This window comes from Wolbachia endosymbiont (group E) of Neria commutata (genome assembly GCF_964026735.1).
Taxonomy (GTDB): domain Bacteria; phylum Pseudomonadota; class Alphaproteobacteria; order Rickettsiales; family Anaplasmataceae; genus Wolbachia.
Genome location: NZ_OZ034692.1, coordinates 606,642 through 628,399, shown reverse-complemented (window position 1 = coordinate 628,399; position 21,758 = coordinate 606,642). Strand labels below are relative to the sequence as shown.

General features: G+C 34.7%; 28 protein-coding genes, 1 tRNA gene and 1 pseudogene. 10 read left to right on the top strand and 20 right to left on the bottom strand.

Annotation, left to right across the window (positions count from 1 at the left end):
* Positions 1-70 precede the first annotated feature (70 nt).
* Complete coding sequence (locus AAGD89_RS03365; protein WP_341808841.1) at positions 71-727, bottom strand: ankyrin repeat domain-containing protein; 657 nt, start codon at positions 725-727, stop codon at positions 71-73.
* Between the two features lie 397 nt (positions 728-1,124).
* Between AAGD89_RS03365 and dnaE the strand changes: the two genes are divergently transcribed.
* From dnaE to AAGD89_RS03315, 10 genes and pseudogenes are all read left to right on the top strand, one after another.
* Positions 1,125-4,463: a DNA polymerase III subunit alpha gene (dnaE, locus tag AAGD89_RS03360; RefSeq protein WP_341808840.1), complete on the top strand. Its 3,339-nt coding sequence runs from the start codon at positions 1,125-1,127 to the stop codon at positions 4,461-4,463.
* Between the two features lie 48 nt (positions 4,464-4,511).
* Positions 4,512-5,294 (top strand): 30S ribosomal protein S6, encoded by a 783-nt coding sequence (gene rpsF, locus AAGD89_RS03355; protein WP_341808839.1) that lies wholly within the window; start codon positions 4,512-4,514, stop codon positions 5,292-5,294.
* A complete protein-coding gene (rpsR, locus tag AAGD89_RS03350) occupies positions 5,294-5,569 on the top strand; it encodes a 30S ribosomal protein S18 (RefSeq protein WP_341808908.1) in 276 nt (91 codons plus the stop codon). Before rpsF ends, rpsR begins: the two co-directional genes overlap by 1 nt.
* 7 nt (positions 5,570-5,576) lie before the next feature.
* Positions 5,577-6,149 carry a 50S ribosomal protein L9 gene (rplI, locus tag AAGD89_RS03345; protein ID WP_341808838.1) on the top strand — a complete coding sequence of 191 codons (573 nt, stop codon included), beginning with the start codon at positions 5,577-5,579 and terminating at the stop codon, positions 6,147-6,149.
* Positions 6,146-7,447, top strand: a complete 1,302-nt coding sequence (purB, locus tag AAGD89_RS03340) for an adenylosuccinate lyase (protein ID WP_341808837.1) — start codon at positions 6,146-6,148, stop codon at positions 7,445-7,447. The genes rplI and purB overlap by 4 nt, the downstream gene beginning before the upstream one ends.
* Positions 7,438-7,513: transfer RNA gene (locus tag AAGD89_RS03335), tRNA-Met, on the top strand. The genes purB and AAGD89_RS03335 overlap by 10 nt, the downstream gene beginning before the upstream one ends.
* Before the next feature lie 561 nt (positions 7,514-8,074).
* Positions 8,075-8,464, top strand: coding sequence for an RDD family protein (locus tag AAGD89_RS03330; protein ID WP_410541864.1), 390 nt, complete (start codon positions 8,075-8,077; stop codon positions 8,462-8,464).
* 312 nt (positions 8,465-8,776) lie between these two features.
* Positions 8,777-9,088, top strand: a complete 312-nt coding sequence (locus AAGD89_RS03325; protein ID WP_341808836.1) for a hypothetical protein — start codon at positions 8,777-8,779, stop codon at positions 9,086-9,088.
* Complete coding sequence (locus tag AAGD89_RS03320) at positions 9,078-9,710, top strand: ankyrin repeat domain-containing protein (RefSeq protein ID WP_341808835.1); 633 nt, start codon at positions 9,078-9,080, stop codon at positions 9,708-9,710. Before AAGD89_RS03325 ends, AAGD89_RS03320 begins: the two co-directional genes overlap by 11 nt.
* Before the next feature lie 156 nt (positions 9,711-9,866).
* Positions 9,867-10,700 (top strand): annotated as a pseudogene (locus tag AAGD89_RS03315) (transposase family protein).
* A 21-nt stretch (positions 10,701-10,721) separates the two neighbouring features.
* Here AAGD89_RS03315 and AAGD89_RS03310 read toward each other — a convergent pair.
* The 19 genes from AAGD89_RS03310 to AAGD89_RS03220 form a co-directional block, all read right to left on the bottom strand.
* Positions 10,722-10,898, bottom strand: coding sequence for a hypothetical protein (locus AAGD89_RS03310; RefSeq protein WP_341808834.1), 177 nt, complete (start codon positions 10,896-10,898; stop codon positions 10,722-10,724).
* Between the two features lie 49 nt (positions 10,899-10,947).
* Entirely contained in the window at positions 10,948-11,115 is a 168-nt protein-coding gene (locus AAGD89_RS03305) for a hypothetical protein (protein WP_341808833.1), read from the bottom strand.
* Between the two features lie 230 nt (positions 11,116-11,345).
* Positions 11,346-11,516 carry a hypothetical protein gene (locus tag AAGD89_RS03300; protein WP_341808175.1) on the bottom strand — a complete coding sequence of 57 codons (171 nt, stop codon included), beginning with the start codon at positions 11,514-11,516 and terminating at the stop codon, positions 11,346-11,348.
* Positions 11,517-11,813: 297 nt separating this feature from the next.
* Entirely contained in the window at positions 11,814-12,758 is a 945-nt protein-coding gene (locus AAGD89_RS03295) for a hypothetical protein (protein ID WP_341808832.1), read from the bottom strand.
* A 16-nt stretch (positions 12,759-12,774) separates the two neighbouring features.
* Complete coding sequence (locus AAGD89_RS03290) at positions 12,775-13,050, bottom strand: hypothetical protein (protein ID WP_341808831.1); 276 nt, start codon at positions 13,048-13,050, stop codon at positions 12,775-12,777.
* A 79-nt stretch (positions 13,051-13,129) separates the two neighbouring features.
* Complete coding sequence (locus AAGD89_RS03285; protein ID WP_341808830.1) at positions 13,130-13,873, bottom strand: hypothetical protein; 744 nt, start codon at positions 13,871-13,873, stop codon at positions 13,130-13,132.
* Between the two features lie 218 nt (positions 13,874-14,091).
* Positions 14,092-14,379: a hypothetical protein gene (locus AAGD89_RS03280; protein ID WP_341808829.1), complete on the bottom strand. Its 288-nt coding sequence runs from the start codon at positions 14,377-14,379 to the stop codon at positions 14,092-14,094.
* 568 nt (positions 14,380-14,947) lie between these two features.
* Positions 14,948-15,397 (bottom strand): Hsp20/alpha crystallin family protein, encoded by a 450-nt coding sequence (locus AAGD89_RS03275; protein ID WP_341808828.1) that lies wholly within the window; start codon positions 15,395-15,397, stop codon positions 14,948-14,950.
* Positions 15,398-15,530: 133 nt separating this feature from the next.
* Positions 15,531-15,668, bottom strand: coding sequence for a hypothetical protein (locus AAGD89_RS03270; RefSeq protein ID WP_341808827.1), 138 nt, complete (start codon positions 15,666-15,668; stop codon positions 15,531-15,533).
* Positions 15,669-15,889: 221 nt separating this feature from the next.
* Positions 15,890-16,255, bottom strand: coding sequence for a hypothetical protein (locus AAGD89_RS03265; RefSeq protein ID WP_341808826.1), 366 nt, complete (start codon positions 16,253-16,255; stop codon positions 15,890-15,892).
* Positions 16,256-16,273: 18 nt separating this feature from the next.
* Complete coding sequence (locus tag AAGD89_RS03260; protein ID WP_341808825.1) at positions 16,274-16,966, bottom strand: ankyrin repeat domain-containing protein; 693 nt, start codon at positions 16,964-16,966, stop codon at positions 16,274-16,276.
* Between the two features lie 136 nt (positions 16,967-17,102).
* Positions 17,103-17,429 (bottom strand): hypothetical protein, encoded by a 327-nt coding sequence (locus tag AAGD89_RS03255; RefSeq protein WP_341808824.1) that lies wholly within the window; start codon positions 17,427-17,429, stop codon positions 17,103-17,105.
* Between the two features lie 183 nt (positions 17,430-17,612).
* On the bottom strand, positions 17,613-18,725 hold the full coding sequence (locus AAGD89_RS03250; protein WP_341808823.1) for a hypothetical protein: 1,113 nt from the start codon (positions 18,723-18,725) through the stop codon (positions 17,613-17,615).
* Positions 18,726-18,849: 124 nt separating this feature from the next.
* A complete protein-coding gene (locus AAGD89_RS03245; RefSeq protein WP_341808822.1) occupies positions 18,850-19,227 on the bottom strand; it encodes a hypothetical protein in 378 nt (125 codons plus the stop codon).
* Positions 19,228-19,235: 8 nt separating this feature from the next.
* A complete protein-coding gene (locus AAGD89_RS03240; RefSeq protein ID WP_341808821.1) occupies positions 19,236-19,655 on the bottom strand; it encodes a hypothetical protein in 420 nt (139 codons plus the stop codon).
* Positions 19,656-20,068: 413 nt separating this feature from the next.
* Positions 20,069-20,278: a hypothetical protein gene (locus AAGD89_RS03235; RefSeq protein WP_341808820.1), complete on the bottom strand. Its 210-nt coding sequence runs from the start codon at positions 20,276-20,278 to the stop codon at positions 20,069-20,071.
* A 91-nt stretch (positions 20,279-20,369) separates the two neighbouring features.
* Entirely contained in the window at positions 20,370-20,765 is a 396-nt protein-coding gene (locus AAGD89_RS03230; RefSeq protein WP_341808819.1) for a hypothetical protein, read from the bottom strand.
* Positions 20,766-20,971: 206 nt separating this feature from the next.
* Positions 20,972-21,427 carry an outer membrane lipid asymmetry maintenance protein MlaD gene (mlaD, locus tag AAGD89_RS03225; RefSeq protein ID WP_341808818.1) on the bottom strand — a complete coding sequence of 152 codons (456 nt, stop codon included), beginning with the start codon at positions 21,425-21,427 and terminating at the stop codon, positions 20,972-20,974.
* 2 nt (positions 21,428-21,429) lie between these two features.
* On the bottom strand, positions 21,430-21,744 hold the full coding sequence (locus tag AAGD89_RS03220; protein WP_341808817.1) for an NADH-ubiquinone oxidoreductase subunit NDUFA12 family protein: 315 nt from the start codon (positions 21,742-21,744) through the stop codon (positions 21,430-21,432).
* Positions 21,745-21,758: the final 14 nt, after the last annotated feature.

Below are 21,758 nucleotides of genomic sequence, written 5' to 3'. Positions count from 1 at the left end.
GTAAGTAAAAGTGTGCTGTTTAAGTTTTAGAATCATTATTTCCACGAACGCTCAGTCATCCCCCACCACTTTATTTTTTTAAAATCGGGGAAGGACTTACTTGAGTTATCATGTCTATCACATCGAACATTATATTCCCAGGTATTGTTTCTACTTTCTTTGGACTCTTGTGTATGGTAGGCATTGTATCAGTAGTACTGTTACTTTTTAGCTTCGAAACAGGCATAAGTTTAGGCATATCTGTATAATAAATATGTTTTGCCAACCCATCTAAACACTTTTCTACTTGAGACTTTATCTTGTTGTCTTTAATGCTTTTTATACAATTCAAAATCCTATAATCTACTTCAAGCTTAACCTCATGTCCTGGGTCATATTGATTTACGCCGCTAAGTACCTCTGCAACTACTCTCAGAAATTCTTCTATTACATCAGAATTTCTACTTTCAATGGCATGTATTAAAGCTGTCTTTCCCTCGTTATCTTTTTGATTAAGGATTGCTGCTGTTTCTGGGGATAGTAAAAATGGGAAACATGCTGAATTACCAGACTTTATTGCACGCATCAATGCGTTATTACCTTCATTATCTTGTACGATGTACGAAGAAATCCGTTGCTTATAGACTTCGTGTAATGCTTCAGGTAAATCGCTATAATCAGTTAATATTCCAGGGATGTGATACCATTTCCTCAAAAGATCTGCCCTGCTACGTTCTGCTGCAAGCATTATTACAGTTTGTCCTTTATCATTCTTAAGATTAAAGATTTTTAGACTCTCTATACCAAACCACTTTTTTTCTTCTTTTGGTGTGCTTCTATAAGCTTTAATAAGCTGGCTTATTAGATTTTGTAGTTTGTAAAGTCATTACTTAGAGCGTCTAAGAAGCTATGTTCTAACGATTTTAGTTTTTTGCTTATAGATAACTTTAAAGCCGCTTTTTCGATGATATATTTACTTACTATAGCCATACCCCTCAATAATAGCTGCTTGCATTATAACATAAAATATCTTAATACCAAGAAAAATATCTTCATGATTTATTTATCAATCGCTTGCTTATCGCAAAACTATGTCTTCACAGACAAATTAATGTTACTCTCTTATTACTTATTTAAAGTTTCTTATGTTCATACACTTGCGTGTTCATAGTGTTTATTCATTGCTTGAAAGCTCTGTCAAAATTGAAGAGCTGATTGGTCTTTGTGTGCAGAATAAGATGCCGGCAGTTGCGGTTACTGATTCAGGTAATTTATTTGGCTCGCTTGAGTTTGCAGAATATGCAGCAAATAGGGGAATACAGCCTATAATAGGATGTAACATTGTAGTTAAACATGATGATCAAGATTTATCTATACTGTTACTTGCAAAGGACGAGCAAGGGTATACTAATTTGGTCAGTTTAGTAAGTGAATCCTTTAGAAAACGCAAAATTGGCAGTGATACTCCTTATATTGATTTTGATGAATTATTGAATTCAAATGCAGGTTTAATTGCTTTAACTGGTGGATGTGAAGGAATATTAGCGCAGCTACTATCAGCACAAGATAAAGAAACTATTGGTAGATTAATATCAACGTTTGGTGACCGTTTATACGTTGAATTACAGCGTCATGGATTAAGTAGAGAGTTGGAACTGGAAGAAATTTTAATAGACTTTGCTTATCAGCACAATATTCCGCTGGTTGCAACGAATGATGTATTTTTTTCTAATAGGTCAGATTACGAGGCTTACGACATATTAACATGCATATCCGAAGGAAGTTACGCTGTGGAGGGCAATAGAAAAAAATTAACCACTGAGCATTATTTTAAGTCTGTAACAGAAATGGAGAAGCTGTTTAGCGATATTCCAGAAGCAATTCACAATACTTTGGTAATAGCACAAAGGTGCTCCTATATGCCAAGAAGTAGACTGCCTATATTGCCTAAATTTCCTTGTAGAGAGGGTAAAACTGAGAATGAAGAGTTGAAAGAGCAGGCAACCGCAGGGTTGAAGCTAAGGATTGCAAATGAAACAGACATAATCCTTAAACAATACTACGACCGGTTAGATTATGAACTAAGTGTAATAACTTCAATGAACTATGCTGGTTACTTTCTAATAGTTTCCGACTTTATTCGCTGGAGCAAAGCAAATGGCATTCCAGTTGGCCCTGGGCGAGGTTCTGGTGCAGGTTCAATTGTTGCTTGGAGCTTGCAGATCACAGATCTTGATCCCATAAAATTTGGATTAATATTTGAAAGGTTCCTCAATCCTGACCGTATATCGATGCCTGACTTTGATATCGACTTCTGCCAGGAAAAAAGAGATCAGGTAATTGATTATGTTCAGAAAAAATACGGTTATGTTGCTCAAATAATTACTTTTGGAAAATTGCAGGCAAGAGCGGTATTGCGCGATGTTGGGAGAGTGATGCAAATGCCTTACTCTCAGGTAGATAAGATATCTAAAATGGTTCCGTTTAATCCAGTAAATCCTGTGACTTTATCACAAGCAATTGAACTTGATCAAAACCTGCAGAAGGAACGTGATAGCGATGAAGTCATTGCAAAACTCCTTGATATATCTCTGAAACTCGAAGGTATATATCGGCACGTTTCAACCCACGCTGCTGGAATTGTAATATGCGATCAAAAATTAGAGAATTTCGTTCCTGTGTATTATGATTCAAATTCAGCCTTGCCAATTACTCAATATAGTATGAAATATGTGGAGAAAGCAGGGCTTGTAAAATTTGACTTTCTTGGACTTGGCACTTTAACGCTAATAGATCGTGTATGTCGTTTAATTAATCGTGATGGGGAAAAGATCGATATTTTGGCCGTAGATTTAGACGATCAAAAAACCTATGAAATGCTTTCACGCGGTGACGCTATTGGTGTGTTCCAGCTTGAAAGCTCAGGAATGAGAGAATCTTTAATCAAATTAAAACCAGACTGCATTGGAGATATCATTGCTTTGATTTCTCTTTATCGCCCTGGTCCAATGGATAACATTCCAACTTACATTGCAAGAAAACATGGGCTTGAAAAACCAGATTATATTCACCCATTACTTGAAGAAGTCCTCAAAGAAACATTTGGAGTAATAATCTACCAAGAACAAGTGATGGAAATAGCCCGTATTCTTTCTGGGTATAGCCTCGCAGAAGCAGATCTGCTGAGACGTGCTATGGGTAAAAAAATCAAGGCAGAAATGGATAAACAGCGTGAACTTTTTGTGAGTGGTGCTACGAAAAATGGTATTGATTATGATAGAGCAAGTTACATTTTTGACCTAGTAGCGAAATTTGCCGGCTATGGGTTCAATAAATCTCATGCTGCTGCATATGCGATCATATCTTATCAAACTGCTTACCTTAAGGCCAATTATCCACTGGAGTTCTTTACAGCATTAATGAACTTGAATATCGATGATCGGGATAAGCTGAATTTATTTTATCATGCAGCAAAGTTTAGTGGTGTTACTGTTCTTCCTCCTGATATAAATAAATCTCAAGCTGAATTTTGCATAGAAGGTGAGTGCATACGTTACGGTATCGCTGCTTTGAGAAATGTTGGCTTTTCTATAGCGCAAGGGATAGTAAATGAACGTTCAGGTTATTATAATGATATATGGGAATTTATTCAAAATTCAGGTCACATTATAAACAAAAGAGCACTAGAAAGCCTTATTAAATCTGGAGCTTGTGATAGTGTGCATAAGAACAGAAAACAATTGTATGAGTCAATTGGCACGCTGATTTACTTTGCAAATAAAAACAAACAGGATAGAGAATCAAATCAATCTGCTTTATTTGGCGACCTTGACGTGCTAAAACCAAAACTTGAGAATGTAGAAGATTTTGATGAAGATGAAAAGTTAGAGCATGAACTATTTTCATTAGGATTTTATTTAACGAATCATCCGCTTAAAAAATTTAGAGTTTTTTTAGAGCAGTTAAATATTGGGTTTATCGGAGAACATAAGACAGCAAAAACTGCTGGAGTGATATTAAATGCGCGCATGAGAACATCAGAGCGTGGAAGATTTGTTATACTGACACTTTCTGATCCACATAATGTTTCTGAGATAGCATTTTACAATAATGAAATAATAGAAGAGAAAAGGGATCTATTTACACCAGGAACATTTGTGATCATTGACCTTGAAACTTCAGGAGATAGGACAAGATTAGTAGGCAAAGATATATCTGATTTTACAGAAAGAGTTACTTCAGCTATAAAAGGATTAATTTTAATTATTGATTCTGCTGATCCGCAAAAGTTCACTATGGAGTTACAAGAAATATTAAAAAGTAGAGGGAAAACTAAAGTTCTACTGAAACTTCTTCTTGAAAAACATAAAGTGAGTATATTATTACCGGATACATACTCAATCGCCCCTCAAGTTATTTATGAGATATCTAACTTAAGCTGGGTTAAAGACGTAGAAATTAATACAAATAACTTGCTTATATAAAAAAGCTTTATATAATGAAATATTTAATCGATATTAAAGGAAGAGATAGTGAATCTTTATGAATTTACTTTTATAGCCCAACAGGGGTTACTGCAGCAAGAAGTAGAAGGAATGGTACAAGAACTGGCTGTTTCGTTGCAAAACATTAAAGCAGACATGATTTTGCAGAAAATCAAGGACATTCTTGAAAAGGAAAATGGCAAGTTTACAAAGCAAGAGTTAGAAACGCACTCAAAAAGCATTCAAAAAAGCTTAGTTGTTTATTCTGATTTGTTGGAAAGTTTTGCAAAAATTTTATGGATTGAATTGGAAGAAGATTTTTCAAATTTGAAAGATGTGAAATCAAAAATTGATAGAGAATTGAAGGATGATCTAAAAAATTTAGGAATAGCACAAGACTTTATAAAACTTCCAGAAGGCAGTCAGCAAATCAGTAAAAGTGCATTTATTCAGAATTTGGTAAATGCCTTAAAAGGAAAAGTCTCAGAATATACAGTAAAGATTTTTCAAGATATTTTGAAAGGTCTAGTAATAAACACCTCAACTCAATTGAATAAAGGGTTAGGGAAACTTTTAGAAGACATCCAAGCTTCAGGATTGATAAAGTATGAACATTGGGGTCTTTTGGATTTTGCATATCCAATAAATAAAATGAAGAGCGGCTATTATTGCATGCTATGCATAAGTTCTACTTCAAGCATTATGGATGAGTTTGTGCGTAGAATAAAACTTAATGAGAACGTTATTCGCCACCTGTCTGTACAGGTTGATAAGTTTTTTGAAGGTAAATCTCATATGATGAATAAACAAGTTGAGGAGCAAAGCGCGTGATGATGAAAAGACGAAATAATTTTAATAATTCTTATTTATCTGTAAATAATAGGACTGGCTTTAGGCGATCTAAGATTTGCCCTCTTGCTGAGTCAAGTGATGAGGACATAAATTATAAGAATACAGATTTATTATCCAGATTTACTTCTGATTATGGTAGGATATTACCGAGAAGATTGACGGGCGTGTGTGCAAAAAGGCAAAGGAAGTTGCGCTTGGCGATTATAAGAGCACGGTTTTTAGCTCTTGTTCCTTATTGTACTAAAAAAAATTAGGTAATTTATGTTGATAATTTTAAAGGAAAATATAAGAACTTTGGGTAGATTTGGCGAAGTTGTCAAAGTAAAGCCTGGGTACGCACGTAATTTTCTTTTTCCACAAAAAAAAGCAGTAAAAGCTACTAAAGAAAATGTAGCAAAATTAGAAGAGCAACGTTCTGTTTTAGAGGAAGAGAATCTAAAAAAATTGAATTTGGCAAAAAAGCTAGCTGAATCTTTTATTGGTAAATTTGTAATATTAGTAAAACAAGCTTCGGAAGATGGTAAAATTTTCGGTTCTGTAACAACAAGAGAAATCGCGAAATCTTTATTACAAGAAGGACAAGAAATAGATCACCGTGATATATCCTTCAATGGTGTAAGAATAAGGAATTTAGGTGAATATCAAATAAGTATAGAATTCCATAGCGAAGTCATAGTACAAATTGCAGTGCATGTCGTTAGGTTAGAAACTGATGCACATGAGCTAAGACAAGTGAAGATGGAAAGTCAAAAATCACAACAGCAAGAAGGTGAGGAAGTAGGACAAAGTATGGATGAAGAAGTTGCCAGTGGTGATGAAACTGACCAAAAATGATCCCACGTTATAGCCGCAAAGAAATGTCTTCCATTTGGGAAGAAAGTAATAAGTTTAATATATGGCTTAAAATAGAAAAATTAGCGTGTGAAGCTCAGGCAAAGCTGGGTATTGTTTCAAGTGATGTTGCTCAGAAGCTTTCTGGTGCTATTGATTTTAATGTTGAACGTATCAACGAGATTGAATCCATTGTAAAACATGATGTTATAGCTTTTCTAACATATGTTGCTGAAAGAGCTGGAGTTGATATTCGTTATCTCCATTATGGAATGACAAGTTCTGATGTTTTGGATACGTGCCTTGCAGTGCAGCTAAAAGAGTCATGTGATATTCTACTCAAAAATCTAGAGAATTTACTTGTAGCATTAAAAAAGAAAGCTGAGGAATATAAGAATATTATATGTATTGGACGCAGCCATGGGATACATGCCGAACCAACAATATTTGGGCTAAAATTTGCTAGATTTTACGCTGAGTTTCAACGTAATTATCAAAGATTAAGCACTGCACGAAAGGAAATATCAACTTGTAAAATATCAGGTGCGGTAGGCAATTTTGCAAATATAGATCCATCTGCTGAAGGATATGTGGCAAAAGAAATGGGGCTTACACCTGAGACTATTTCATCTCAAGTGATTCCACGTGATAGACATGCATTGTTCTTTTCAGTTTTAGGAATTATTGCAAGTTCTATAGAGAATGTTGCAGTTGAAATTCGGCACTTACAAAGAACTGAAGTTGGAGAAATCTCTGAGTATTTTTCTACTGGACAAAAGGGAAGCTCTGCTATGCCACATAAGCGTAATCCCATTTTGAGTGAAAATCTGACAGGGCTAGCGCGTTTAATACGTAGTTATGTGTTTCCTGCATTGGAAAATGTTGCATTGTGGCACGAACGAGATATATCACACTCATCTGTAGAAAGATGCATTACTCCTGATGCCTGCATCACAATGGATTTTGCTCTAGTTCGGTTAACAGATTTGATAAATAATCTGGTTATTAATGAAGAAAATATTGGGAAAAACTTAAATTCTTCAAAAGGCTTGGTTTTTTCACAACGAGTATTACTTGAGTTGGTAAATAGTGGTTTAAGCAGAGAAGATGCATATAAAATCGTTCAAAGTAGTGCTATGAAGGTGAAACAAAATAATAGTGATTTTCTCACCGAATTAAAACAAGATAAATCACTACTCGAAATCATAAAAATAGAAAAACTTGAATCATTATTTGATTTTGCTTATTATACAAAGCATGTAGGTCACATATACAATAAGGTTTTTAATCAGGCTGAGTAGCTCAGTTGGTAGAGCAGGAGGATCATAATCTCTTGGTCGGGGGTTCGAATCCCTCCTCAGCCACCATGCTTTTTTGTAAACTCATCTATGTCAAATTTAGCATAGCTCTAAAACCCGCGCCATTGGCCTACTTTTCCCCTAATATATTTTAGCCGCGTAGGTAAATTATTTTCTATAATTCATTAACTATACTTTCATAATGCATATCTTATGGAAAGCTGTCTCAACCTAGTGTAGCCTTTTTGCCCATTTTTGAGAAAATTAAAAGTAAATAAGCAAATAGAAGAATTTAAGATAGTCCTAAAGATAATGTTTCTTTTAAAAAATATTTAATTTGAAGTGCAAAAAAATATGTTGCTTCACACATAACTTTTCTTATCTTATGTCAATATAAGTATGGAGTTTCAACAAACTTCAAGCGTAATTTGTGTTAATACCAAATCCCAGAAATAATAGGATAAGCTAATTTATCTTCTATTATTGTAACTTTTTGTAGTGCACTTTGCTGATAATTAGGATTGGTTTAATTTACTTGAGAACAGGTTAATTCAAACAGCAATACAAGCAACCAATTTTACTATTATTTAATTGCCCGCTAGTATATTACATAATGATTTGGAGCATGCAATGGATACTAAAGTAAATTATGCAGGAGTAACTAGGCGCGTCATAGCTGGCACAATTGATGGTGTTATTATGTTAGGAATCTTGCCATTCTTGTGTTCTGCGCTATTAATAATATTATTAGTGGCATTTGAAAGCAATGAATTAGCCAAAAATAGTGTTCAAATGGCTGATGATTTTTTTGAATCTAACATATCGCTAATCACGTTTGTTATTTTCATATTCTTTAAAATATTGGAAATGTTCATGATAATAAGATTTAGCGGCACCCCAGGACAATTGTTATGTGGCATTCGTATAAAAGATGCAAGTACATTTAAAAATGTTACTATAATGCAAGCAGTAATTAGATGCGTGTCTAGAGACATTTTTATGGAGATAATTCGCCTCTAAAGTGGATATATTGTCCTACTAGTTGCAATAGTAATTGCGATAATATTTGCAGCATTTGACAAACGAAAGCAATTTTTTCACGATAAAATTGCAAGAACAGTGGCAATAAACTATAAGCCTTCAAGCTAATTGTTTGCTCTGAACCCCTCTTCGGTTGAATTTCTCATTCATGCAAAATTCATTTAAAAAGATCGTTGACACTAAAAACACATGTGTTACAAATAGGGCCAAGTTTTGGTGTGTGAGTAATTTTTTATAGCCATTTAGCTTCATGGTGACGGTAATTTATTAATTACATTTGAGGAGGGTCAAATGGGTGTGAATGAGCAACAATTAACTAATAATGGAACTACAATAGATGATACAGTGGAGCTTCATCGTTCAAAACGAAATGTATGGCCTGAGATAATCGGCGAAGCCTCTGGGGTTTTTGACGCGCTTTTTGGTGAAGAGCATGGTATAGAAGGACAAAATGTTACAACAGCAATGCCACCAATCGCAAAAGGGCAAAATGCTACAACACAAATTCCACCAGTCACTAGAGTGCAAAATGTTACAACAGGAATGCCACAAAATTACAACAGAGATGTCACGAGTAACAGAAGCGCCACATGTGAGATATAGAAATGCATCTGTGCACTCAGGCGCTGAGCAAGGTGATTTGAATATGATAAAGTATTTTATAGAGAACGGTGCTGATATTAATGCTAAAAATGAAAGTGGTGATACGCTTTTGCACTTGGCTGTTAAGGGAGGCCATTTGAATATAGTTGAATATCTTATCGAAAACGGAGCTAGTGTTAATATTAAAGGCAAATATAATGAGGCACCTTTGCATATAGCTGCTCGACGTGGGAGGTTGGATATAATAAACCTTCTTCTAGATAAAGGTGCTGATATTAATATTTATGGGGAATATACTGGTACACCTTTACATGCAGCTGTTGAAATGGGAAGATTGGATGTAGCAGAACTTCTCTTGAATAGAGGTGCGGATATTAATGCTAAAAACGACTATGGAAATACACCTTTGCACCTAGCTATTGAAGAAAGTAAATTGGATTTAGTAAAGCTACTCATCGAAAAAGGTGCGGATATTAATGCTATCAATAAAGACGGCGAAACAGCTTTCGTTGCAGCTTGCGGTAATAGTAAGACAGATACGGCAAGATACTTGATGGATAAAGGTACCAATGTGAATGCTAGAGATAAAGATAATCGCACACTTTTACAATTAGCCTTTTGAAGGGGAATGTGGCATAATTTCAAATGTCTTGTAGAAAATGGTGCTGACGTTAATGTTAAAGATAAGAATGGTGACACACTAGCCCCCCTGCGAAAAGGTAGAAAGTAGGTGAAAACGACTAAAAAGCATGTAAAATGAAAATTTTAGAAGAGTAAAATGGCAATAAGTTACGTGAAAATAGCAAGAACACCATATGTTTTTAGACAATTGACAGGGCTCACAACATCTGAATTTGAAAAAATTGTGGCAAAAGTGCGTCCAGAGTGGGAAAAAATGGAGGCGAAAAAGAAATGTCACGGAAGAAAATCGCATGTTGAGACTCTAGAAGACAGGATTTTATGTGTTCTAATTTATTACAGAACGTACATAACGCATCCATTTTTAGGGTTTTTGTTTAATTTGCACAACTCAAATATTTGCCGACTTTTGAAGAAAATGGAGCCATTATTGGCCAAAAAAATTACTATAAAAAAGGATAGAACGCTGACGCCAGAAAGGATTTTAAAAATTTCAGTAGACGTCACAGAGCAACCGATACAGCGGCCAAAAGACACAAAAAAACGTAAGAAAAGTTATTCCGGAAAGAAAAAAATGACCACAATAAAAACCGAAATTGTGATCGAGGGAAATGGGCAAATTTTGTCGATTTCAAAGTCACATCGAGGTCGAATGCATGATTTTCGCATAAGAAAATAGGAAAAATTGTTGCCCAAAGATAGCATAAAATATGCTGATTCTGGCTATCAAGGTTGGCAAAAACTGCAGAAAAACGTTGTGATTCCGTACAAAAAACACCGTAAAAAGCCACTAACGGAGGAGCAAAAGGAGCATAATCGGAAGCTGCCATCGTTCAGGATGCGTGTGGAAAATAAGATTCGCGAGATCAATGTTTTTAAGATTATGTCAAATATTTACAGAAATTTTCAGAAGAAATACAACATGAGATTTAATATTATTGCGGGTATTGTGAACTTGCGGCATAGTTTTTAATAATTTTTGGGCTGGGGATTTCTACCAGATTTTATCAGCAACTTGCTTCACGTTGTTTCGCAGGGGGTCTTGTCTTTCCTCTTTTTCCCACTCTGGACGCACTTTTGCCACAATTTTTTCAAATTCAGATGTTGTGAGCCCTGTCAATTGTCTAAAAATATACTGGGTCTTTGAAACTTTTGCGTAACTTATTGCCATCTTCCCTCTTCTAAAATTTTCATTTTACATGCTTTTTAGTCGTTTTCACCTACTTTCTACCTTTTCGCAGGGGGTCTCTTCTTTTTAAGTGCATTCTTGTAATAAATTTATATTCCTTTTCGTTAAACTCAGCGGAAGTCCCTGTTTTTGCAATTCCCCTATCAAATAACAAAATATCCTCTTTTTCAACTTTAGCTTCATTAATCGCTCTTACCAATGCTATCTTCGCTACCTTCTTCTTGCCCTTTGCAAAATCTTATACTTGTTGGCAATTGATTCTTTAATCCCACACTTACCTTAACTTGACTGTCGTTACTCTACTTTTAACCCATCCTTTATAAGATATCCTGATAGATTTATAATTGTTGAATCGAATCTGTGTAAATTATGTGACGTTTTTTTTGGTAATAGTTTTTCAACTTTGTTCATCAAATCAGTATATACCCCCTAAAAATAATCAGGGTTTATAAATTTTAGTCTCTTTGATAAACCACTATATGTTACTTTGTTTTTATCATCATTTTTGTCCATCACACACCTATTTATTACCATCTCTAGCGCTCTCAGGCTTGTTTTTTGTCCCATTAATATTAGTCTCATTAAACCCTTGAATACCATCTTATCAACTATTTAGTATTATATTTATCCACCTCATTTAATTTTCCTAGCTTTTCTAAATCCTCACCTTTGATTAAGTTTAGTATGCCTTCTATTTGATCCATTATTGCCTCCTTTCTTCTGCAACAACAGCTCTTTTATATCCTTTTTATATCACTTTCAACACTTGTTGGGCTTATACCCTATTTTTTCCTTCTCTCCGTCAACTTTCCTCTCACTTTTTCTTAACTTGACGCGTATGGTTTATTTAACACTCCCATTTAGCACAAAGCCGGAAGTGTACACCTAAAACCTCTGTCAAATAAATTCACTATACACCTCTCCTATATTGACTTTAGAGGGATCATAACTCTCCGCTCCATCGTGACAATCACAATGCATAAATTGACCATTGTCATTAAAATAACTAAATTTACTAGTTAATTCAGCCACTTTTCTAAACTTTTCGCCATTTCTTAATTCAAATACTGTGGCTGAATTGCAGCTTGGAGACCCAGGCTCAATGGAGTCTTCTGTGATGAGGAATAATGGCCAATGACTCAATAACTCTTCGAGATTGTATCCTTTCTTTGCGCAATTTAGATTTACGAATTTACATTCATCAGAAGTATTTGAGTATTTTGAGTCATATTTTTTATACTCAAAGAACTCGTTACCAAGTATATTACAAAAAGTTAGCCTATCTGATTGATCAGTTTTTAAAAAATGAAAGCCCTTTGGAATAATTATCTTCTCTCCTTTTACATAATCACGTATAACCAACAGACCATTGTACATGTAGTAAACTATTTTTGGCAAAGTAGCCATGGGTTTACCATCCAAGGCAATATTTGCTTCATAAGTATCATCTGATAATTTTTCTCCTTTCTGCAAAGTGAATTTTTGCTGAGTGTTTTCAGCATTAATTAGGCTATCTATTGTTTCTAATTCTTCTATACTTGGTGTATATTGATACTTGTAGTAATTATACTCTGGAAGAGGATTTCCACCTTTATCTGATATATAAACAGTTCGAGAGCAATCTTGACTATTATCTTCTACTGTAAGATAAAGCCCTCCTGTCTCTTCTTTAATCTTTTGTAGTATTGGATCATTTTCATCATAAAAATTATAAAAATTAATATAGTTTAATTCTCCATCTGGATCGCTTCTAGAAATGAATAAGCCAATACCAAAATGTTTGTTACCATCTACGTTGTTCAGTACAGTGCCCACCGGTTGCGATGAGTCAAGTTTGTGCATAACGTCGTTTCTATCTTTACCAATAATAGCTTCTTCTTCTATAATAAAGCTCTCTTATAATAAAGCTCTCTCCACTTTGAAGCTTGAGAGCTGAATTCCCTTCATATAAAGCGATTTTATCACCTTCTTTCTTTAAGTTTACAAAGCGAATATCACTTACTTTAACTGAGCCCATATGTGAATGAATAATATATCTACCACCAATACTCTCTACCTTATAATGTGCAGTAGGCAGCTTGATCAGCTTCTTAAGAGAATCCTTACCGTCTATTCTAAATGTATATTTTTTCATATTATGCTCTATCTAAAGTCACTGTAATAGCTCCTCACCAAAAATCACTATAAAGGCAAATCTTCAGCCAGCACCAACTTCAAGGGTATGTACCGGCTAATTGAGCAGTAATATGGCAAGATATTTGCACATTACTGATGTAAGTTCCAATGTGAGTATCTGCTGTTTGATGAGTTCGTCCTATAACCTTCGTAGACTGTCTTGATTCAATAAACTGTCTTACTTTATTAACTTCTTGTAAAAGCTTGCCTACCTCATTACTTATTTGCTGTTTTGTTTCCTCCAATTGCTCTTTTGTGCAGTTTGAAAATATCCCAGTTTTTAGTGTTTGATGTGAGGTAGGATCTTCTGTCTCTGAATGCAGAGAAGGTATAAATTTAATAATACCTTGAACAACACCCTTAACAGAATTAAATATAACATCGAAAGCAGTGTTTATTAGTGATGTTGGTTTATCTCCTCTACTTGTTGCCAATTGATCGTTAAAATCATTATATTGATTTTCAATCTCTCTCTTTCCTCTCTTTTTCCCTGCAGAGCATGATGGACGTGTTGAATTCATTTCATGAAGCATATCTTTTACGGCACAATGCAATACCTGAGTATTTTTCTCTGATATAAACGCTAGAGTAGCAAAATTATCAGCCTCGCCTTTAAAACCTTCAGTATCATTTCTAAAAATTTCAGCTTGTTTTGCAAAGTGCTCTGTTTCAGCATGCAATTTTATAGTGTTATTTTCAGCTTCTTCACAACCATCTCTAGCTTCCAATGCTGCTAAAGAAGCAGCATTGGTTCTATTTTCTATTTTCTTCATCTCGTTCAAAAATCGATCAGCTAACCCAGCCCCTACTCCATCTGCACCTTTAGGACCTATATCACCTTTAAGACCTTGTGCGCCATCTGTACCATTTCTTCCATCTAGTCCTGGAGAACCATCTGTACCATTAAGGCCTGCTGAACCTTGAATACCCTTATCACCTGTATCACCTTTCTGTCCCAGATCGCCTTTTGCTCCTGGAGTTCCATCCGTGCCATTAAAGCCTATTGACCTTGAATACCCTGTTCACCCTTAGAACCTTGAATTCCCTGAGGACCAACTGGACCTGTGTCACCCTTATAACCTACAAGTCCTGGGTAACCTTGCTCACCTTTCTGTCCTGGAAGTCCTAGACCACCATCTAAACCAGATAAACCTGGATAACCTTTCAGTCCTGGAGATCCTGGCTCACCTTTCTGTCCTTTAAGGTTTCTCTCTAAATTTCCAAGCCCCTCTTCTAAGAGTCTAACTTTTCGTTGTAATTTCGTTAATAATGGTTCTTCATTTCTCACACCAACCCCCAAAAAAAATTAAATTTCTAAATGATGATAAAGGATACAAACACCACCTTTTGCAGCCTACATTTAAGCTTTCTGTTTCTATCAGAGCTAAACTCTATAAAAACATCGCCACGTAAAGGGGCTCTACAAACTCTAGTATTTTTACACAGATGAACTTCACACCATTCATTTGTCCGTACAATACATAGCTCATATAGCGTAGTCAAGAAAAAGATTAAGATATTATATAATCAGTATAAGATATACTTAATAGTGCATTATATTTTAATTTATTATTTAAAATACGAGTTTAAACATAAAAAAGAAATCAAGCTTCTCATTTTAAGACTTCAATATGTACAGTTCCGGAGTATAATGGTGTGATATATAAGAAGTGTATACGTTCAGCAAAGTGGTTATAGGAGGCAATTGACAGAAGATTTTGAAAGTGGTTAATAGCTGAAAATTATGTAAAAGTAGAAATTTTGGAAAAAACAACCAAACAAGGAACTCAAGTGTGATTAAAAGAAAAAGCAAGCCTAAATAAACAGAAGGCCTGCAATTCCTTGAAGATTTTTTATTACTTTATTTCAATCTTTTTAGTATATTTCTCAGACTTAGGTATATTTATTTTGAGCACCCCATTTGAGAAATCTGCAGAAATTTTATCCTGCTCTGCATTTGGTGTAAGCTCAATAGATCTATAAAATGAGCCGTAATATCTCTCTAGATGATAATATTTTTTCTCTTCTTCAGATGACTCATTTTCATACTTCTTCTCACCTTTAATTATTAAGTTATTACCAGACATGCTAATATCTATACTTTCTTTGGAAAAGCCAGGTAAATCCATGGATAGACAATAATTTTTGTCTGTTTCATAGAAATCACAAGCTGGTAAAGTGTTTCTGCTTTTAGTAAGTTCAGGTGTAAAAAAACTATTGAACATATCATCAACAGCTCTTTGTAAGCCCCTGATGCTGAAGTCATCACTACCAAAGTTCTTGTTTGAACGAACTATATTACTCATATTATCACCTCCTTTTTGTTAGTATAAGTTCAATATAACCATTCGGTTTATTCATTTCAAGGTACTTATCAAGAAGAGTATTTGTGATTCATAGATCCAGTCTGAATTACTACGTTTAAAGTCATAATTTTCATTAAATTGGTAATTTCTTTTCCTGGCCAGACATAGATTGTACATCAGGACTATCAAGACATTTATTTATGCAATAACCGATTCCAGCTCCAGGTAATGCACCAACCACAGCAGCTGCAAAAAATACTGCAACTTGCACTACCTACTAATGCAGCAGCCCCTGCAAAGTATGCTATTACTGCTCCAATAATTGCACCACCGATTGCACAGCCAACGATATAGTATTTGCTGTTACTTTTAGGTTTTTGAGAGTCAGTTTGTGAATTCGATCCATTTTGTGTTTTATTTTTGGTTTCAGGAAAATCTTCTTCAAGTCGCAGGAGCACCTCATGTATGTTGGCAGTATGGCTTAGAACCTTTTCAGCTGCAGGTTCTGGTTCTTGAGAATTTTTGTGCAAGATGCGCTTCTCTAGCTTCAGGCTCTTGTCGAGATTCCAATACTGGTGCTAAATTTGATTCTTCCGCTATAAGCCCTGGTTGGGGTTGTTCAATATTTTGTTTCACATGTTCTGTTTCAGGTTTTGAATCCTTTGCTGGAGCTCCAATAGTAAGGCTTGGAGCTCCTTCCACTATAAGCTTTTGAGATTTTTCAATATCTGGTGCATAGTGTACTTGTTCTGCTAGAGGCTCTAGTTTAGGCTGTTCAATCTCTGGTCCTTGTGGTACGTTGCTATTTGAAGAAGATTGATCTTTCTGCTTAAACAATGTTGTAAGCATCTTACTCAAACTATCTTCTTCAGAACTCTAACCGCTTTCCCTACCACGATCACGTAATGTTTTAGCGTTATACTGATTTATTTTATTCTCTAGCTCCCTTGAATCTGAATTAAAAATTTCCTTATTAAACGTAGATTGATTACAATGTAATACTTCCCTTATCCATTTAACATTTTCATCTCTTTCTCTTCTGGTTGGTAAAGTAGCACAGGAAGATTGATTTTCTTTATCATTAGTGCCACCTACCGAAACACCAAATATGCGCCCCGTCATAGACCCTATAACCTTTTGCACCTCTTGATATTTATAATTTAATAAATCAGCAGGTTTCTTACCTGAATAATCTTCAGCTTCTGGATCAGCTTCCTTCTCTAGTAATTTTATTATTAGTTCCGGAGAATCACCTCTAAGACAGGCTGTATGTAACGGTGTCATGCCAGTCTTTAGATCTATCACATTAATATCTAAATCTTGGTACTCCATCAACTTATTTATAATCTCCATTTGTGGAAACTTATCATGAGAAGGTTCTATTGATGAATCAGGATTAATGTGATTCCAGCCCTTGCTTATAGCCAAAATAATTGGATTGTTTCCATATAATAGGCCATATTGATTAATATTTGTATTGCGATTAATCAATTCTTTAACAGCCACGCTATTTGAGCAAAATATTTGACCCGTTAATTGAGAATTATTATTTATGACAATATCTCTCATATCTTTACTATAATAATCTCCTGTAGATAAGCTTATACCAAAGGAGGGTATATTGATATCATATTCATGAAGATTTTCATTTCTTAAAAATTGAATGACGCCCTCTATTTCATTTATAGAACAATGTACTTGTTTGTTATGCCAATGCAGACCAAATATATGCTTGTTCAGAATGTTCGTTATAGAAAGGGCTCTGTGTATCATTATTCGTTATATAAAAATTTATCCCATCCTCATCAGCTAACTTACACATATCCAAATATTTTTTATATCCTTCATCGATAGCACGGTTAACTTTTTCTCCATTTTGCTGATTAAGTTCTTCAGCTACTATATTGTGTTTTCTATGTACTATTTCCCTAAACTCTTCTTTTTTCAATCTTGATAAAGGATCTAGGAAATATTGTAATATAGAATAAGATTGTGGTGAACAATGATCCTTAACTGTATCTTTGGTAAGCATGATTTTGTTCTCTGTTTGATATATATACAATGTTACTTAATATCTTAATAATTGTCAACTTTTACCAAAATATCGTGTGATTTTTAAAGTAATACCACGCTCTCCAGCATCACACAAAATTTAATTGTTTACTTCTCTTTACTCTTTGATTTTCTCAAAAAAGGGCAAAAAGGCCACTGAACTTCATGCTAAGTTTGACTTTGAGTTGCCAAAATTATCACTGTTGTGTCCACGTGATGTTATTGCATTTATTTCCTTATTAAAATCAATTATTACAGATATACAATCATTTGATTGCTCTCCAGATAATTGGTGGGCATACCTATTGACAAGCGGTGCATGAGAATTTTTAATATCCCCTATGATTGCATCTTTTTCTTCTTTTGAAAGGTTATCCTTGTGAGTCACATAGTACTGAACACGTTGATGTTCAAACCCTAATCCTCCTTTAAATTCTTCGTATGCATGTTTCACTTGAGGAAGTTGAACATCTGCTTGCGGAACAACTTGTTCTTCAGGCTCACCTTGCGGTTCTACGCTTGATTTTTCTTCTTCCGGAGTTGGTACAGATAGCACTTCTTTAGGTTTACTTATAACTGTAAGCCCTAGATCTGATTCCTTAAGATTCGTCTTGAAATGTAAATCACCAAGCAACGTCACATTCTTTATGTTTCTTTCACTATCAATCTCAATTGATACTTGTGCATTTTCGCTTAGCCGCTCTCCAAGTAATTCTTCAGATTTATTCATGAGCGATTCGTGAGAGTGCTCAATGTTTTCTCTAATTTGCACTTTTTCCTCTGCTAAAAGGCCATTATGAAGTATACGATAATTGACACCTTGGTACGGAAACGTAAAGGTATGTTCGTCATCAACCTCTTTAACCTCTTTTGCAGGAAGATTGTCAGGTTCTAGTAAAGGACTAACTGATTCCTTAGTGGAATGCGACTCTTCACTTTGGTCTTGTTCTCCTTTTTTCGTTAGGAAAGACGGATCAGGTGATTTATACTTTTGCTGCATCTTTCCATAGTATATATCACTTAATTGATTTGCTTTATCATAACCAATGAATATCATTGTACCACTATGTGGAGATTTACCATGTAAAACATTATATTCTGCAACAAGCGATTCATGAGAATCTCTAATATTTTGTGCAATTTGCTCTTTCTCACCTTTTAAGAAGGAACCACCCCACACACTGTACCTGATACCTTCATGATTAAAGTCAAAACTTCCACGATAATCCTCTATAACATCACCTGGTAAGTCTAATGTAGAAGGTTTAGGATCCACTGCCGGAAGTTCAGCTACTTGCAGCGAACTAGCTGGTTCCTCAATAGAAGATTGAGAGCTTTGCGAATTACCTTGTAATTCTGGGCTTATCTCTACCTTTTCAGCAACATTCTTGGTTTCAGAGTTACTTCTTACTTATAAGTGTGTTGCTTAATTGCCGCGATACCCCTAGAGCACTATTGTTATAATATATATCTTTTATGCTTGTATCATCAGCCACATCAATTTTTATAATTATACCTTGATTTGAGCTATACGGCCATGAACTTTGGCATGCACTAACCAGTGCTGTATGAGAATGAATGATATCTTCTATGATTTTCTGTTTTCCGTCTTCCGAAAGGCCATCATGAGATATACGATAACTGACATCTTGGTGTGGAAACGTAAAAGCATTTTCGTCATCAACCTCTTTTGCGGGAAGGTGGTTAGAATCCACTGCCGGAAGTTCAGGGGTTTGCTGCTGGCTAACTGATTCCGTAGGATCATCTGGTAGCTCCACACTTCTTTTTACCTTGCTTGGCGCTTCTTGTACTTCAGGTGTGATAAAGATTGGTCTGCAAGAGGGTGGGTATCAATGTTACCTGCTGCAGAATTAACTCTGCTTACAATCGATGGGTCCAATGCTATACGAGAGTTGTCCTCATGTGTTAACAAATCTATACTTTCTACTTTTTTATCAGTGCCAATAACAAGAACAACGTTAGATGTAATCTTCGCCAGTCCTCCTTGCTCGCTATATTCATTAATAAGTAAAGGATGAGCTTTACTGATGATCTTAGAAAGTTCACTTTCTTCCATGCCCACTTTACACTGCACACGATATAAAATATCCTTACTACCCCATGCATTGATTTCATTGCCTTCATGTTTCTCTCTAAAACTTGTTACAAGTGGGATATTGTTTTGATTAATTTGATTTATGCTCATTTTTGTACCTCACTACTAAATAAATGCATAAACCAGTATCTCGGCTAAAGTTATAATAATTAATTAATATATCTGGCATGGCTAAAATATAAGTTTTTTGATTTTATAAGATATAAAAAATTAATAAAAAGAAAATGCAGGAATTTCAAGATGATACGCCTGATTTTTTACCTAATTGTTTGGATAAAATACCACTCTGTGTCATTTTTCCATGTTCAGAAAATCCGTGAGATTTAGCTGCTGTAAACAACTGAAAGAGGGTAGGGGAGGTTGAAGAAATTTGTTATTTCGCTATATTATAACAATCCATCAGGAGAGTTATAATGATTGTAATCATCTGATGCGTGATAATTATTTATACAATTTTCTTCGAAGTTGTGGTCTAGCTCATCAACTTCAAGATTAAATTCAGATTACCGCACCGATTTTTCATTAGCAAACCCAAATATCCACGAAAAGAGTGATGTAATAGATCCAACAATAAGTTCAATTGCTGAAAAAATAAAATTAGAAAAGGAGCCACTTTGTTCTATAGAATTAGCTTGCAAGAGTGTGCTTTCTACTTTATTTAGCTCTGTACTTCTATGTCCTGTTGTACTGAAGTTATAATTTTCTTTTTCCACTTCGCGGCTAATAAAGTTTTACCATCGTAGTCCATGTTAAGAAGATTATTGTACTTTACAAAATCATCCCTGTTATTAAAAATATAAACTTTTATATCTTATTTGCATTGTTATCTTGAAGACAAAATTTCTCTTTAAACGCCCTATAAGCAGTTTCAATATCTATTTTTATTTGGTTTTGCTCTTGTTGTAACAGGCCGTCGTGGTTTACGGTACAACTTATATATTCATATTTAAAATTAAAGCTGTCAGGTAACACATTAGATATTGCTGGAGGATTATCAAACTGCCTTGACTCAGTTTTTTTATACAATCGATTTTGATAGTCACTACCAGAGTATTCGGGAAGTGTAGGTATTTCAGTAATAATATTATTAGAATTATCAAAGAAAGAAATCTTTGTAGTACCAACCTTAAAACTTTGTATGGACTTTCCACAAGCTCTGTTATCTGTATGATTGTGTTTAATGGTGTAATTTCTCCTCATAATATTTATTCACTCACTTACACTTCACTAAACTTTGCTATACTATTATTTTGTTAAAAACTATAATAATTCGTTAATTTATATATTTAATAAGTATATATGTATTCGCATATTTATTTATATTAGTTGTAATTTAGCTGGATAATTTGTTTGACATCAGAGTCAATATCTCTGGGCAAGAGGATATTTTGTTGGGTGCTACTCTATCATTTTGTAAACATACCAAGGATTTTGTCCATTATTCCACCCATGCTTGCTTCAGCTTGAGTATACTCTATTTTACCGCCATTCAAGATTAGCTTGGTATCTGACCCAGGAGATATATTAACAAATTTACTGCCAACAACGCCACTACTAGTGATTAGAGCTGAACTATCAATTGGTAACTTTATATCCCTGCTTACACACATATCAATTCGCGCTACATAAGTGGCTTTATCAAGCGATATAGCAGTGATGCTTCCAATATCTACACCTGAAATTTTAACGCTATCACCAACTTCTATACCGTTAGCATTGGCAAAGAGGCCGTGTATTTTATAACAATCCTTATAGCTTTTTTTTATGTAGGATAGCTTGTCAATAGCAAAAAAAATCAGAAAAATAGTAAAAATTATTACAAATAATCCAGCAGTTACTTCAAGTATATTAGATCTGCGCATCTTCAATTTTTAGGATTCCAGCTTTCATAGTAGTTACTCACTTTTTGATTTGGATAGTATGCATCCTTTGTACCAGTTAGATTAGGCATGTGCTTTACTTTTCTTCTTTTATTGTTAATCGGCACTGCATTATCGGTATAGTGGAGCCATATATGCCACTCTGGGGTGACTCTAGTAGGTTCAGAAATTCCGCTATATTCCACCCATCTTTTTCCCTTACTTGACTCATAGTAAGAATTTCCATTTTCATCTTTTCCTACAAATTTCCTACCTCTTCGTAACATGCGTTTTATTGCGTCATAAATTTTAGATAACATAAGGGTATCAAAAC

What these genes read in the sequence shown, in the direction of transcription:
- AAGD89_RS03365 (WP_341808841.1), bottom strand. Translation starts at nt 727, where the DNA reads ATGCTTGCAGCAGAACGTAGCAGGGCAGATCTTTTGAGGAAATGGTAT.
- dnaE (WP_341808840.1), top strand. Translation starts at nt 1,125, where the DNA reads ATGTTCATACACTTGCGTGTTCATAGTGTTTATTCATTGCTTGAAAGC.
- rpsR (WP_341808908.1), top strand. Translation starts at nt 5,294, where the DNA reads ATGATGAAAAGACGAAATAATTTTAATAATTCTTATTTATCTGTAAAT.
- rplI (WP_341808838.1), top strand. Translation starts at nt 5,577, where the DNA reads ATGTTGATAATTTTAAAGGAAAATATAAGAACTTTGGGTAGATTTGGC.
- purB (WP_341808837.1), top strand. Translation starts at nt 6,146, where the DNA reads ATGATCCCACGTTATAGCCGCAAAGAAATGTCTTCCATTTGGGAAGAA.
- AAGD89_RS03330 (WP_410541864.1), top strand. Translation starts at nt 8,075, where the DNA reads ATGGATACTAAAGTAAATTATGCAGGAGTAACTAGGCGCGTCATAGCT.
- AAGD89_RS03325 (WP_341808836.1), top strand. Translation starts at nt 8,777, where the DNA reads ATGGGTGTGAATGAGCAACAATTAACTAATAATGGAACTACAATAGAT.
- AAGD89_RS03310 (WP_341808834.1), bottom strand. Translation starts at nt 10,898, where the DNA reads ATGGCAATAAGTTACGCAAAAGTTTCAAAGACCCAGTATATTTTTAGA.
- AAGD89_RS03300 (WP_341808175.1), bottom strand. Translation starts at nt 11,516, where the DNA reads ATGGTATTCAAGGGTTTAATGAGACTAATATTAATGGGACAAAAAACA.
- AAGD89_RS03295 (WP_341808832.1), bottom strand. Translation starts at nt 12,758, where the DNA reads ATGCACAAACTTGACTCATCGCAACCGGTGGGCACTGTACTGAACAAC.
- AAGD89_RS03290 (WP_341808831.1), bottom strand. Translation starts at nt 13,050, where the DNA reads ATGAAAAAATATACATTTAGAATAGACGGTAAGGATTCTCTTAAGAAG.
- AAGD89_RS03275 (WP_341808828.1), bottom strand. Translation starts at nt 15,397, where the DNA reads ATGAGTAATATAGTTCGTTCAAACAAGAACTTTGGTAGTGATGACTTC.
- AAGD89_RS03260 (WP_341808825.1), bottom strand. Translation starts at nt 16,966, where the DNA reads ATGAGAGATATTGTCATAAATAATAATTCTCAATTAACGGGTCAAATA.
- AAGD89_RS03255 (WP_341808824.1), bottom strand. Translation starts at nt 17,429, where the DNA reads ATGCTTACCAAAGATACAGTTAAGGATCATTGTTCACCACAATCTTAT.
- AAGD89_RS03240 (WP_341808821.1), bottom strand. Translation starts at nt 19,655, where the DNA reads ATGAGCATAAATCAAATTAATCAAAACAATATCCCACTTGTAACAAGT.
- AAGD89_RS03230 (WP_341808819.1), bottom strand. Translation starts at nt 20,765, where the DNA reads ATGAGGAGAAATTACACCATTAAACACAATCATACAGATAACAGAGCT.
- mlaD (WP_341808818.1), bottom strand. Translation starts at nt 21,427, where the DNA reads ATGCGCAGATCTAATATACTTGAAGTAACTGCTGGATTATTTGTAATA.
- AAGD89_RS03220 (WP_341808817.1), bottom strand. Translation starts at nt 21,744, where the DNA reads ATGTTATCTAAAATTTATGACGCAATAAAACGCATGTTACGAAGAGGT.